The following is a 13075-nucleotide window of genomic DNA, read 5'->3' as shown; positions in this document are numbered from 1 at the left end:
CCTAATCAGCCTTTTAGAAACAACGTTGCGTTGCAATAGCGCTTGGCAAGCGAATGAAAGTACGCGGTCTGGATGGAAAGCGCGGCAATGAATAAAATATTGCGCAGCGCCTCGCTCTGCTCATCCGTTAAATGCGTGAACGAACCCGCGAACTTGTCGGCGGCCGTGCGAATCGCTTGCTCCAGCATCGGATGCTTGGTTCTTTCAAGCTCAGCGAACAGTGTCGAGTAGGCCGCGTACAACGAAAGCGGATTGATTAAATCGCCTTGCGCGCCTTCACCCTGCGGCTTGCAGAATAATAGATCAAACAGCTTACGGATCGAATCGAAGTCGAGATTCGCTTTCAGATCATCGATTATATAAAGAAGCGCCGCTTGATTAAGCGAATATTTCTTGCCAACCTGCGGGCATTCGAAATACGCTTTAAAGTCTCGTTTCACCCAATTCTGCATCGAAGTCATCGAGATTTGGGAATATTCGATAAGCTGGCCCAACGCGGATATTTCCTGCAGCGAGAAGCCTCTCACCTTATTTCCTTTAATAAGCTTATCCAGCACAGGGGGCAATGCAGTCGACAAAAAAGCCGGCAGCGGCGATCCTGCGGCGTATGCTTCGCAATGCGCTTTCTTCCATGCCTGCTGCAGCACTTGCAGCGGATTGTCCTGACTGCTGCCTTGCAGCGCAAGCAGCAAACCTGCCATTTCTTTGCGAGTAAGCGTGAAGGTCTCCATGGTCGCTTTCCTCCTCAGACGTAAATAAAAGATCAACTTTCTCATTTAGAGTTCATTTGAACTTATCATACGCCCATGAACAAGGCCTTGTAAAGACGAGATAATCGCAGATAATACCCTGCTGATTCCGGTTTCCAACCTTAAACTCACTGTCAACGACTTGCAGAGCAATATAGCGAATTTGCATAGCGGCTATAATATTCAGTATAGTAGAGCATATATATATTACAAAAATCTACAATACGAAGGATTGTGAAGAACCGAAATGGACAGTAGTATAGGATTAAATTTATTTTTGATTGCGTTGTTGATTGTATTAACCGCCTTTTTTGTGGCGACAGAGTTCGCAATTATCAGACTTCGCACAAGCCGTGTGGATCAATTGGTCCTTGAGGGCAAGAAGAATGCGAAGTTCGTACAGCGGGTAACAAGTAATCTGGACGCTTATCTGTCCGCCTGCCAGTTGGGTATTACGATTACAGCTCTCGGCTTAGGTTGGCTCGGCGAACCTACGGTAGAGAAAATTATGCTTCCGCTATTTGAAGGATTGCGTGTCAACAATGAAATCAGCCATATTTTATCCTTTATCATTGCATTTGCTTCAGTTACATTTCTTCACGTCGTGGTAGGCGAGCTGGCTCCGAAAACTTGGGCCATTCAAAAAGCCGAGTTCATCAGCTTTCAAGTTGCAAGGCCGATTATTTTATTCCACACCATTATGTACCCGTTCATCTGGGCGCTGAATGGCTCCGCCAATGCCGTAACCCGTTTGTTCGGACTAAAACCGGCCAAAGAGCATGAAGAGGCGCATTCCGAGGAAGAAATTCAGATCATTCTGAATGATAGCTTTCAAAGCGGTAAAATCAACAATACCGAATACGGTTATGTGAGCCGGATTTTCGCTTTTGACGAAATGCTTGCCAAAGAAATAATGGTGCCCCGCACCGACATGATTTGCTTATATACGAACAATTCTTTAATCGAAAACATGGACATAATCCGCAAGGAACAATATACACGCTTCCCTGTTGCAACCGACAGCAAAGACAATATCGTCGGCATGATCAATACGAAGCAGCTTTTCCTGGAATTTCAAGACAATCGTGAGTTTGATTTCAAAAAGCTTGTTCATCCGGTTCTGACCGTATCTGAAGTGCTTCCGGTTAAAACGTTGCTCAAACGGATGCAGCAGGAACGCGTTCATATCGCCATCTTGATGGACGAATATGGCGGTACATCGGGCCTCATTACGATCGAAGACATATTGGAAGAGATCGTCGGCGAAATCCGTGATGAATTCGATGGCGACGAGCGCCGCGAAATCGAGAAGCTCGCCGATAATTGCTACCTGCTCGACGGCAAAGTATCGCTGGATGAAATCAGCGACATGACGGGCGCGAATCTGGACAATGATGAAGTAGATACCGTCGGCGGATGGCTGTACAGCGTCATTCAAGATCCGAAGCCTGGCAAAGAGCTGCGTCATGACAATATGCGATTCATTATTCGCGAGGTCGGCAAGCATCGTATCAAGAAAGTTGAGCTGATCATCGAGAACGAATCGACTGAAGTGACGGCCGCAGTTGAAACGGCCTAATTTCTATAAAAGCAATAAAGGCAAGAACCCGCTGCTGGCAGCGGGTTCTTTTTTGTCTTCTTATTCTTTCGTTAGTTCGAAGCTAGCTGACGATCTTCTTTGAACACAGCTTTCAACAGCGGCGGGGTAATGAGTGTCGTTAGGATAACGACGAGTACAACGGAGGTAAAGTAGTCAGGCAGCAGCAGGCCTGCCTGCAAGCCCGTAGACGCGATAATAAGTGCCACCTCTCCCCTCGATACCATACCAGAGCCAATGATGATGGAGGACCGGTTATCAAAGCCCGTAAGCCTCGCCCCCGCACCACCGCCTATGAGCTTCGTTATAACGGCCACAATCGTTAACAGTACAATGAACAGCCACTGACTGCCGACGCCGTCAAAGGTGATGTTCAAGCCGATGCTGACGAAAAAGACCGGCACGAACAGCGTATAGGCAATGGGCTCGATTTTCGTCTCCACTTGATGCTTGAAGGACGTCTGCGAAATCGCAATCCCCGCCGCGAATGCACCGATAATACCTGCGATGCCCATCATTTCAGCGAAGTAGGAGAACGCGAGACAGACAATTAGCCCCGCACTCATCACGGCTTCCGTCACCTTGAACGGCGCAAACAGCTTCATGAACCACGGTACGATAAACCATCCGGCAGCGATGACAACAATAAAAAATAATACCTTCTTGCCAATCAACAAACCGATTGAGACATCTCCTGCCGTGCCGAGGAAACTCATCATAACTGCCAGCAGAATGACGACGATAACGTCATCTACTACGGCCGCCCCAAGTATCGTTGTCCCCTCTCTAGACCCAAGACGGTCCATCTCCTTCAATGTTTGTACAGAAATGCTGACCGAGGTTGCGCATAGCAGCAAGCCGAGGAATAGCGCTTCATTGTTCGTTAAGCCAAAGCCAGCTGCCAAAGCATATCCCCCGATAAACGGTAAAATAATGCCCCCTACAGCAACCGCAAAACTCGCCTTCCAGTTCTTGCGAAGCTGATCGACATCTGTCTCAAGTCCCGCGATAAACATCAGCAGCAGCACGCCGATCTCCGAGAAGTGACCGATAAACGCGTCAGGCTGCACCCAGCCCAATATAGCCGGCCCAAGTAAAATACCGGCGAGCAGCTTGCCTAGCACCGACGGCTGCCCCAGCTTGACTGAGATCGCTCCTGCGGCCTTTGTAAATACAATAATTAGTGCCAAATACAAAATGAAAGTCATAATTCCCTTTCCCCTCCAACCTAAGCACGTCGAAATCCAACCCAACCGTAAATGGCTTATATTATGACGCAAAGGAGCCTGCGTATATACAGGCTCCTTTGCGTCATAAAGACAGAAAAAGCCCGTCGTTGACAGGCTCCTCCAGTCCGTGCTTATTCATTTGTTATTCATTATTATACAGGAATTACGCTTTAGGTTCAATGAAAACCGATGGATCTGCGGGCTCATCCTCGTTATAAAGCGTAGATTTTCCCTTGATATAGTTGAACAGATTCATAAAAGCAACCTTCAACACCGCGTAGCCTGGAACAGCTAATACGATCCCAACTATGCCAAATAAATTGCCTGCGGTCAGAATAACGAAAATGATCGTAATGGGATGTATTCGCAAGCTTTTGCCCATAATTTGCGGGGAAATAAATTTCCCTTCGATGAGCTGGACTACCGTCCATATAATGATCATTTTCAACAGCATAATCGGCGACGTTACGAGCGCGACGATAAGCGCAGGTGTAATCGCGATAGCCGGTCCCAAGTAAGGAATAACGGCTGTACAAGCCGCAATCAGAGCCAGCACAAGCGAATATTTGAGGCCGATAATGATATAGCCCAGATACAGCAAGGCGCCGATGCAGAAGCTCACGATAATCTGTCCGCGAATGTAGCTGCTGATCTGCGAATTCATCTCGCCAAACACACGCAGCGATGAACCGCGAACTTTAGTCGGGAGAAAGCCAACAATCGTACGCGGCAGCTTCTTGCCTTCGTACAGCAAGTAGAACAAAATGAACGGAAGCGTAATGATCGCGAGAACGACTTCCTTCAGCGTGCTGAAGAACGAGCCGACGCTGGACCATACATTGTTTAATATGGAGGTAACCTTTTCCGTCAAATTGCTGGTCATTTCGGCTGTATTGATATTAAGCCAGTCCTGAACCTGACTGGAAAGCGAGCTGCCCATTAGGGTATCGAACTGCTCTTGGATTTGCTCCGCATATCCCGGGAAGTTATTAATAAAACCGGTAATTTGATCGGTAATGAGCGGAATGACTGATACGAGTAAAATCGTAATCAAACCAATAATGATGACGAATAGCAGCAGGATCGAATAGGCCCGCTTCACTTTCCATCGTTCCAGATAGTCGACGATTGGATTCAATAAATAATAAACCACTCCCGCTAATATGACGGGTAGTAATATCGTCTTCAGCAGTACGGCCAACGGCGTAAAGATATACGATATTTTCGTAAATACCATAATATTCAGCCCGATAAGCAGCAGTACTAACAGAAAGACGACGAACTTATTGTTCAGAAAAAATTGCTTGAACCGGCTTGGGCCCGTTTGCATCGGTTCCATATCGTTTCCTCCCTGATTTATATAGTCCATAACGGAAGTTATGCTTGAGCTATAAGGGATATTATAGCATTCGGGCTATGCCGATTGCGAATTTGCAGCAGGTGGTTATATGTATAAAAAAAGCCCTCCCCAGGGAGCAATGTCATGATGAAAACATAATGACATTGCTCTAAAGGAGAGGACTTCTTGTTCGTCGTTATTAGTGAAGCAGGGAGAACAGACCGTTCACATGCGACAGATAACGCACGTTGCTCGCTTCTTTCATCAAGGAAGCCGTAAGGCCTCTCAGACGAAGCTGGCTAGCACCAACCGTACCGATCGCATCTTTGCGGCCCAAGCTTGCCAATACGCCGGAGTTCACGAACTCGAACGATTTCATTGGCAGACCTTTATGGTTTGCATACAAGTTGTAACCGATTGCCTCGCCCATTTGCCATGCGATTTGCGCGCTTGGCGGGAATGGACGGCCTTCCGGTCCGAATACAACCGCATTGTCGCCTGCAAGGAATACGTCAGCATGCGAAGTGGATTGCAAGAATTCGTTAACCGTAGCGCGGCCGCGGTTAACTTCGATGCCGCAGTTAGCTACAACAGGATTGCCTGTTACGCCGCCAGTCCATACGAATGTATTCGTATCGATTGCGTTGCCGTCTTTCAGCAATACTTTCGTACCTTGTACTTCCGTAACAGCAACACCCATAATGAGCGTTACGCCGCGGTTTTGAAGGCTAGCTTTCGCACGTTCAACCAGCTCAGCAGGGAAACCAGCCAGAATCGACGGGCCTGCTTCGATGTTGTACAGTTTGATTTCATTGCGGTCAACGCCTTTAGCTTCACACCATTTAGGAAGCATGTCCGCGATTTCGCCGATCAGCTCGATGCCAGTAAGGCCGCCGCCGCCAACAACGATTGTAGCGTCCTTCGCGTCTTTCGATTTTGCGTAAGCATCCAGACGAGCTTGAATGTGTGCGGATACTTTTTTCGCTTCTTCAACCGATTTCAGCGTCATGCTGTTCTCTTCCAGACCTGGAATGCCAAAGAATGCCGTTTCGCCGCCAAGCGCTACAACGAGTTTATCGTAGCCGAGGTTGCCGCTTGCCAACAGGCGAACTTGTTTTTTCTCCGGATCGATGTTTTCCACGTTGTCGATGATCAGTTCGATCGATTTGTCTTTCAGCAATTTGCTCAAAGGCAAAGCAACGTTCTTCTCATCCAGACCACTTACAGCCAGACGGTGAAGCTCGGTTACGATTTGGTGGTAAGGCACACGGTTAACGACCGTAATCGCAGCTTCTTCAGCTGAGAAATGTTTGCGGGCAGTCAAAGCGCTCAGCAAGCCGCCGTAGCCGCCACCCAGAATTAAAATTTGTTTAGCCATGCTAATCCTCCGTCCTTAGTATGTTAGTTAGCGCCTTTACGCTCGGACAATACCGTTAGAAATGCTTGTGCAAAACGGAAAGACGATTGCACTTGCGGATCTTTCAGCATTTTCAACAATCCAAACAGACCAATAGTCGCCGAAGCGTCAGCCTGTGCGCGATCATTTGCTTCTACTGCAGCGGAAGCCAAACCTTTTGCTTTGTCGGCGATTGGTTTAATAAAGTCTCCTGCTCCATGAATCATGTCGTTAACCAATACTTTGTCATTCGCAACTGTCGATGCTACGTCATACGCTTTCGTAAGCAGTGTCACCATTTCAGCCAATTTCGGCAGGTTCTCAACCAATACGGTAAGCGACGCTTGAACCTCCGGCTTCAACAATTGTTCAAGCACATCCAGTTCACGTACAGATACGGCTTCTTCACCGCTCTCGAGTTGTTTCGTTACTGTTTCGGACATACGAATTGCAGCCTCCTCTATGCATGCTGTGTATTATGAGCTGTGTTGCTTTCACGAACCATCCTTTAATAATGTGTCAATTTCTTGTGAAAACATTCACAATCCCGACAAACTATGACGGCTCGTTGCTCCTCAATATGTTCATTGTATTCCTCTTTCACAAAATGTTCAATTCCTATTTTCAGGAATCGTACATTTTTCTCAAGAAAAAGGCCTGCCGAGAATGATCTCTAACAGGCCTTTCTGAGCAGATAACTACTCAGTTGTGTATGGCAACAAAGCTACTGTACGCGAACGTTTAATCGCAACAGTCAGCAAGCGTTGGTATTTCGCGCTTGTTCCAGTTACACGACGTGGCAAAATTTTGCCGCGCTCGCTGATGAATTTGCGAAGCAAATCCGTATCTTTATAGTCAATGTGAGTGATTTTGTTAACAGTGAAGTAACAAACTTTACGGCGTTTGTTGCGTCCGCCTTTGCGACCGCCGAATTTGCGTTCTGGACGCTCTCCGTCTCCGCCTTCTCTTTGCTTAAAGCTCATTCGAACCCATCCTTTCAATTAAAATGGCAAATCATCTTCTGATATATCGATCGGTCGACCATCATCCGAGAACGGATCACGGCTGTCGTTGTTACGTGAGTTGCCGGAGTTACCGGACCGGCTTCCGCCGCTGCTGTTGCCGCCACCGCTGTAAGAAGCGCTGCCGCCACCACCGCCGCCAAAAGATCCGGTGTTGCTGTTATTTCCGCCGCCATAGCTATTGCCATTGTCTTCGCGTGGAGCTCCGCCTTCACGGTTGGATTCCAAGAAACGAACGTTATCGGCAATAACTTCCGTCACATAGACGCGTTTGCCTTCGTTGTTCTCATAATTCCGCACTTGAATACGTCCCTCAACCGCTGTTAAACGGCCTTTACGCAAGTAATTGGCGCAAGTCTCAGCCAGCTGTCTCCAAGTTACGACCGGAATGAAATCCGCTTCGCGCTCGCCCTGTCCGCTCGTAAACGGACGGTCTACTGCAATCGTAAATTGAGTGACGGCTACGCCAGCCGGCGTATAACGCAACTCGGGGTCTCTCGTTAATCTGCCAATCAGTATTACACGGTTCAACATCGTTACAGACCTCCCAATCGATCAATCCTGGCGTGGCTTAGGCAACGTCTCTGACGATCAAAGTACGGATAACTTCATCCGTAATCTTCATGATGCGGTCGAGTTCGTTCACAACTTCAGTCGTTGCATTGAAATGAACCAGAACGTAGTAACCATCACGAATCTTATTGATCTCATACGCAAGACGACGTTTACCGATCAAGTCAGATTTCGTGACTTCACCGCCGTTGTTGATGATGCCATTGAATTTGTCAACGAGGGCTTGAACTTGCTCTTGCTCAACGTCTGGACGAATGATGTACATCACTTCATATTTGCGCATATTGTTTCACCTCCTTTTGGACTAAGCGGCTCCACTAAGGAGCAAGGAGCGGTTATGATTAGATCATACTCGCATCTTTATACTATACCAAATCGCCCATCGTCTGACAAGTCGCTTCGTATTGGCGTTTTATGCCGTTCATGTTCCTCCCCTGGCCGGCGAATAATAGAGCAATACGGCTTTCAAGGAGGTGAACATGATGGGCGAATGGACGCAATTTTCCCCTGGTGACAAGGCTCCGAATGACGGCACTTATATTGAAGACGGAGTTAATTCCTTTCATATGGGCATTAACAATCCGAAAAAAGTACAGCTGCGCAAAGGCGATCGGTTCCCGGATACAACTAACCACGAGCGTAAGTGGAAAAAGATGGGCCACTGATTTTTTTGCATAAGTGATGCATAAGGAATTGAAGCTTCGGACATCATACTAAACGACGGCGCGAAGAGAGGTGTGGTTCCGTTGAACCAAATGGTGCAATGGCTGCAAGAGGAATTGGTCCACTCAGCATAGAAGCGGAGGGTTGTGCCAAAGACACTTATCTGTAACACACGCGCATTCACGATCAGACTTAATACAAGCTGTTAGATACAGCCGCTTAAGATCCTGATCATTCATACGGCATAAACGATGAAGCTTTTGTGGAATTGAGATTGCCGTATCGAAGAATGGTTGCTCCTTATTTCTTTACGAAGTGTGAATTCATGACTCAACGATCAAGCGCCCGTCACAGGAAGAGAGCTCGCGAGAGCTCTCTTCTTTGTGTTATTCGATTTAATAAAGGTCAGATTTCCAATTGCAATGCCCGATGATTATTTTTCACATACTTATAGCCTGAATAAACAGTCATAACAACAGCAGCGATCATAATAGTAAAATCTACAGGAAAACTCGTAATCAGTGTAAATGGGAAGTTCCCTAATAAAACAGCTACTATTGCAACAACTTGCAGAACGAGTTTAATTTTTCCATGTTTATCTGCTGCAAGTGCAACTCCTTTTGCAGCAGCAAGAATCCGTATGTAAGACACCATTACTTCCCTGCCAATAATAACAACGGCAATCCACGAAGGTATCATCTGATGTTGAACCATCAATATAAGTGCACATGTAACTAAAAGTTTGTCCGCCAGAGGGTCCAGCAGCTTCCCTAAATTGGTCACTTGATTATATTTACGAGCTATATAACCGTCCAATTTATCAGTAGCAGCTGCAAGGATAAATATTGCAACAGCCCAATAAACACCGTATTGCTCCAGATGATTAACAAACCCCAAATTTTCAATTGACCCTACAGGGTATTGCGAAAATGCTGCCATAAAAAGCGGGATTAAACCTATCCGTACTATTGTGATTTTATTAGCCAGGTTCATATGTTAACCTCCAATTTATTTGGTCAACTGCTTCATTTTATATTTTACCATTTTTATGTAACTGTGTTAAAAGGATTTATCAGATCATCCAGGTATTCACCGTTAATGATCATATAATTGTGTTTGCTTCACTTCATATTGCAAAATAAAAAAGGGACTGACTTTCAGATATAAACATCTGAGAGCCAGTCCCTTTTTTTAGCTATTAGATTATAGAATGTTACTTACAACTCTTCTTCTTCTAGGTCGTCTTCAAAGCTAGTCTCGTTAACGTATCGTCCTGAAGCCGGATTATCATTAGTCAATTTATTGATTGGATTAAACGTAATGACTCCGTTCTCATCGATTGTAAATTCGAATACCAGCCAGTACCGTTCGTCAGCACCTGTAGGAATTGTGAATTCAATTGGATTCTCCCAGTCTGTTCCTTGAATAACTTGAACCTTTGCTCCCGAAGCAGTCATTGGAGATTCGTTCGAGTAGTTATGAACATAGAACAGATACGTGCCGGGAACGTTTTTGCGAAGCGTTGTTGTTTCCGGACCGTATGAGTCTACATCGTCCCAGTCGAGATCAACAATAAGTTCACCGTTTACCGTATATTTTTTATACCAGTACCAAGTATGGAATTGTCCTTCCCCATCAACAGCAGGACCAATTAAATGAGAGTCCAAATCTCTAGGCGCTTTTCCCCATGTCAGTACAATGCGGGTTTCGGAAGCAAGCGGAATTTTGATCGCCGTGAAATTCTCATTCGTATTCGACACATTGCTTGCCGCTACGCCAATTAAATACGATTTAATATAGTCTGTACCCTCGCCGCCAATCTCACCTGTATAAATGCCGGCAGGAAGATTCACGAAGTACTTTCCATATGCATCTGTTGTTACGGTTGCAACAACATCGCCTGTCGTAGCGTTCAAACCTTTGCGGAATTTAATCGTAAGATTAGAAACAGCTTGGTTGAGAACATTAGTAATTTTACCGCCGAAGCCTGTGAGCTTAATAGAGCCGCTTTGGCTGCCAGCGAATTTCGTAAAGTTCTCATCATGCTGAACTGTCACATACAACGTTTTGCCGTAAGTGCTAATAGGCTGGAAGCTGATTTGGCCATTCGAATAATTTAAGCCGCGCAGCTGAGTTTCAACACCGTTTAACGATGCTGTCACTTTGAAATGTTCCAACGACAATTCCTCAACCGTTTGATCAAATTGAACATCGATTTGGCCATTTGTCACTACGATGCCCGTAATGGTAGGATGTGTAACCGGCTGATAGACCGATACCGTTACAGGCACTTCAATATTGTACGAACCGTAGTTAGCAGAAATGGTTGTTGTACCGTCACCTACAGCTTTAACAACACCATAAACAACCTCAGCTACAGATGGTGTGGAGCTGCTCCAAGCAGCAATTTGAGTAAGATCGATATTGCCTTGCTCCCGAACGCCAGTCAATACGATTTGACGAGTCGCCCCTACTGCAGACAACGTAAACGATTTAGGAGAATATACAACCTCAGTTACCGAAGGGTCTGCTGCCATTACTGGAGGTGTAGTCAGACCGCTAAAATCAACATCGTCAACATTCACTTGAGCAGAAGAAATGATACCTGCTCCTGCGAACGATGTGATGGCATTAACGATCAAATGTGTAACGGACGAGCCCGCATACAATTGGAATGCGTTGTTAACTGCGCCTGCGAATACATTCAGATCGCCGACCGAAGTGCCGTCTGCCAAGCTAATGTTAATTTGTTGAGCGTTCACGTTTACCGTATCAAAAGATCCGTTCAACGTAACCGTAGCATTTTGCGGAATCGTGCTCGCAAGGCCGATCGGGCCGATCTCGCCTGCATTATTCGTTTGAATAATACCGCCGGAACGCAATTCTACTTGTTGTACGTCCGTGCCGTTCTCCAGAACAAGACGGATGCTGCCGTCGCTTTTGTTTACAACTACAGTAGCCAGAATCGAATTGGACACATGGATACTATTAGGGCCGCCGCCTTGAACGTTGGTCGTACCCGTTACCGTAACATTATCCAGCGTAACATCGCCAAGACCGATTGCCGATGTCAGCGTAAGGTTGCCATTGATTGTTGTATCCTTCAGCGTAACATCTGCTGCGCTGATGACAACATTGCCATTTACCGTACCCAAGCTGCGTGTGCCAGGCTCGGAAATAGTTGTCGTCGTTTCAGGGTTTGGCGTAGGCGTTGGTCCTGTTCCTGAGCCATTGTTGCCGCCAGGGGACGTCGGTTTTTTGTCGTCTTCAGGCTGCTTGATATTCAGCGCGCTTACTTTGTCCACATAAGTCGCTCTGTTCACGACAAATTCATAGGCCAATCGAGCTAGTGCTTGACGGTCTGCTTTGCCCGACGGGTTAAAGCTAATGGAACCGTCGTTATTTGTGCTTCCTTTAATAAAGCCGATTTTGTAGGCGAAGGATACATGAGGCTTTGCCCATACCGATACTTTATTTAAATCAGACAAGTTCGTTTCCAAAGCTGTAGCTTTGGCTTGCTCTTCCCATCCGAAAGCACGAATGAAGAAAACGGCCAATTCTTCTCTTGTAACCGTTTGGTTAGGGGAGAAGCTGCTCGCCGAAGTGCCTTGCGTAATGCCGGATTTAACAAGCGCTCCAACATACCCGGCAAACCAGTCGCTGCTTGCTACGTCTTTGAAGGAAGCTGCGCCCGACAAATCTTCTTCTTTATTCAACGATAATACGAGTACCTTAGCCAACTGTGCGCGGGTTAAGGAGTCGCCAGGCTTAAAGGTACCATCTGTGAATCCAGCCAAAATTCCTTTTTCAACAAGTGCAGCAATCTCTGCTTTAGCATACGATTGGTCAATATCCGACAACGTTGTTGCCGTTGTTGTCTCCGCTGCGAAAGCGAAATAATTCGTAGAGAAAATAGATAGAACCATTGCTAGAGCGAGTAACATCGAAATTCTTTTTCGTGCTTGTTTTCTAAACAAATACATTCTCTCCCTTATGTTTCTTTCTTTTTTAGCAAAATATAATCTGACTTCCCCATTACTTCCTTGTAAAATTCTATAATCATTTCTCCTTTTATTAAGATTTATTGAAAAATAGTAAATTTTCCAATAGTACAATAATACCATTAGAAGAATTTATTTCAACGATAAATGTTCCAATATTATCCGATTTTATTAGGGGATAACCTATTGAATAGTGATATTGACACGGTTTATAGGGGTATTTTGACTAGAAAAAAACAGTGGATAATTGAAGGATAGGACATTAAGCTCATTCCGTACATGAGCAGTGGAATAAAGAGGTTCATAGAAAAAGGGAACAACAAAAAAACCTTCTACATTTGACTGTAGAAGGTTGTCATTTAAAAGTTAATGGCGGAGAAGGTGGGATTCGAACCCACGCACGCTTTGACACGCCTAGCTGATTTCGAGTCAGCCCCCTTGGGCCTCTTGGGTACCTCTCCGCATGTAATAAATAATATAGCACAGCAACGACCCCATTGCAAGGG

12 protein-coding genes and 1 tRNA gene are annotated in these 13075 nt (G+C 45.9%); 2 read left to right on the top strand and 11 right to left on the bottom strand.

Features of this window, described 5'->3' with window-relative positions:
- Nucleotides 1-5: 5 nt before the first annotated feature.
- A complete protein-coding gene (locus tag IEX98_RS14340) occupies nt 6-731 on the bottom strand; it encodes a DUF1836 domain-containing protein (RefSeq protein WP_188889902.1) in 726 nt (241 codons plus the stop codon).
- Nucleotides 732-996: 265 nt separating this feature from the next.
- Between IEX98_RS14340 and IEX98_RS14335 the strand changes: the two genes are divergently transcribed.
- Nucleotides 997-2328 carry a hemolysin family protein gene (locus tag IEX98_RS14335; RefSeq protein ID WP_188889901.1) on the top strand — a complete coding sequence of 444 codons (1332 nt, stop codon included), beginning with the start codon at nt 997-999 and terminating at the stop codon, nt 2326-2328.
- A 71-nt stretch (nt 2329-2399) separates the two neighbouring features.
- On the opposite strand, the gene IEX98_RS14330 is transcribed toward IEX98_RS14335, so the two are convergent.
- From IEX98_RS14330 to rpsF, 7 genes are all read right to left on the bottom strand, one after another.
- Nucleotides 2400-3554 (bottom strand): cation:proton antiporter, encoded by a 1155-nt coding sequence (locus IEX98_RS14330; RefSeq protein WP_188889900.1) that lies wholly within the window; start codon nt 3552-3554, stop codon nt 2400-2402.
- A 184-nt stretch (nt 3555-3738) separates the two neighbouring features.
- Nucleotides 3739-4914: an AI-2E family transporter gene (locus tag IEX98_RS14325; RefSeq protein ID WP_374705348.1), complete on the bottom strand. Its 1176-nt coding sequence runs from the start codon at nt 4912-4914 to the stop codon at nt 3739-3741.
- A 199-nt stretch (nt 4915-5113) separates the two neighbouring features.
- Complete coding sequence (locus IEX98_RS14320) at nt 5114-6292, bottom strand: NAD(P)/FAD-dependent oxidoreductase (protein ID WP_188889899.1); 1179 nt, start codon at nt 6290-6292, stop codon at nt 5114-5116.
- Nucleotides 6293-6315: 23 nt separating this feature from the next.
- Nucleotides 6316-6753 carry a DUF1641 domain-containing protein gene (locus IEX98_RS14315; protein ID WP_188889898.1) on the bottom strand — a complete coding sequence of 146 codons (438 nt, stop codon included), beginning with the start codon at nt 6751-6753 and terminating at the stop codon, nt 6316-6318.
- Nucleotides 6754-7008: 255 nt separating this feature from the next.
- A complete protein-coding gene (rpsR, locus tag IEX98_RS14310) occupies nt 7009-7293 on the bottom strand; it encodes a 30S ribosomal protein S18 (RefSeq protein WP_042169765.1) in 285 nt (94 codons plus the stop codon).
- A gap of 18 nt (nt 7294-7311) precedes the next feature.
- A complete protein-coding gene (gene ssb, locus IEX98_RS14305) occupies nt 7312-7866 on the bottom strand; it encodes a single-stranded DNA-binding protein (RefSeq protein ID WP_188889897.1) in 555 nt (184 codons plus the stop codon).
- A gap of 37 nt (nt 7867-7903) precedes the next feature.
- Nucleotides 7904-8188: a 30S ribosomal protein S6 gene (gene rpsF, locus IEX98_RS14300; protein WP_042169770.1), complete on the bottom strand. Its 285-nt coding sequence runs from the start codon at nt 8186-8188 to the stop codon at nt 7904-7906.
- A gap of 199 nt (nt 8189-8387) precedes the next feature.
- On the opposite strand from rpsF, the gene IEX98_RS14295 reads away from it, so the two are divergent.
- Complete coding sequence (locus IEX98_RS14295) at nt 8388-8570, top strand: YjzC family protein (RefSeq protein WP_188890254.1); 183 nt, start codon at nt 8388-8390, stop codon at nt 8568-8570.
- Between the two features lie 403 nt (nt 8571-8973).
- Here IEX98_RS14295 and pgsA read toward each other — a convergent pair whose 3' ends face one another.
- The 3 genes from pgsA to IEX98_RS14280 all read right to left on the bottom strand — a co-directional run bounded on the left by pgsA (nt 8974) and on the right by IEX98_RS14280 (nt 13030).
- Nucleotides 8974-9561, bottom strand: a complete 588-nt coding sequence (gene pgsA / locus IEX98_RS14290; protein ID WP_188889896.1) for a CDP-diacylglycerol--glycerol-3-phosphate 3-phosphatidyltransferase — start codon at nt 9559-9561, stop codon at nt 8974-8976.
- Nucleotides 9562-9785: 224 nt separating this feature from the next.
- Entirely contained in the window at nt 9786-12545 is a 2760-nt protein-coding gene (locus IEX98_RS14285; RefSeq protein WP_188889895.1) for an S-layer homology domain-containing protein, read from the bottom strand.
- A gap of 394 nt (nt 12546-12939) precedes the next feature.
- Nucleotides 12940-13030: transfer RNA gene (locus tag IEX98_RS14280), tRNA-Ser, on the bottom strand.
- Between the last annotated feature and the right edge of the window lie 45 nt (nt 13031-13075).

Source organism: Paenibacillus radicis (ex Gao et al. 2016), assembly GCF_014641555.1.
Taxonomy (GTDB): Bacteria; Bacillota; Bacilli; order Paenibacillales; family Paenibacillaceae; genus Pristimantibacillus; species Pristimantibacillus radicis.
This window is presented reverse-complemented; position numbering and strand designations above follow the sequence as displayed.

What these genes read in the sequence shown, in the direction of transcription:
- IEX98_RS14340 (WP_188889902.1), bottom strand. Translation starts at nt 731, where the DNA reads ATGGAGACCTTCACGCTTACTCGCAAAGAAATGGCAGGTTTGCTGCTT.
- IEX98_RS14335 (WP_188889901.1), top strand. Translation starts at nt 997, where the DNA reads ATGGACAGTAGTATAGGATTAAATTTATTTTTGATTGCGTTGTTGATT.
- IEX98_RS14330 (WP_188889900.1), bottom strand. Translation starts at nt 3,554, where the DNA reads ATGACTTTCATTTTGTATTTGGCACTAATTATTGTATTTACAAAGGCC.
- IEX98_RS14325 (WP_374705348.1), bottom strand. Translation starts at nt 4,914, where the DNA reads ATGGAACCGATGCAAACGGGCCCAAGCCGGTTCAAGCAATTTTTTCTG.
- IEX98_RS14320 (WP_188889899.1), bottom strand. Translation starts at nt 6,292, where the DNA reads ATGGCTAAACAAATTTTAATTCTGGGTGGCGGCTACGGCGGCTTGCTG.
- IEX98_RS14315 (WP_188889898.1), bottom strand. Translation starts at nt 6,753, where the DNA reads ATGTCCGAAACAGTAACGAAACAACTCGAGAGCGGTGAAGAAGCCGTA.
- rpsR (WP_042169765.1), bottom strand. Translation starts at nt 7,293, where the DNA reads ATGAGCTTTAAGCAAAGAGAAGGCGGAGACGGAGAGCGTCCAGAACGC.
- ssb (WP_188889897.1), bottom strand. Translation starts at nt 7,866, where the DNA reads ATGTTGAACCGTGTAATACTGATTGGCAGATTAACGAGAGACCCCGAG.
- rpsF (WP_042169770.1), bottom strand. Translation starts at nt 8,188, where the DNA reads ATGCGCAAATATGAAGTGATGTACATCATTCGTCCAGACGTTGAGCAA.
- IEX98_RS14295 (WP_188890254.1), top strand. Translation starts at nt 8,388, where the DNA reads ATGGGCGAATGGACGCAATTTTCCCCTGGTGACAAGGCTCCGAATGAC.
- pgsA (WP_188889896.1), bottom strand. Translation starts at nt 9,561, where the DNA reads ATGAACCTGGCTAATAAAATCACAATAGTACGGATAGGTTTAATCCCG.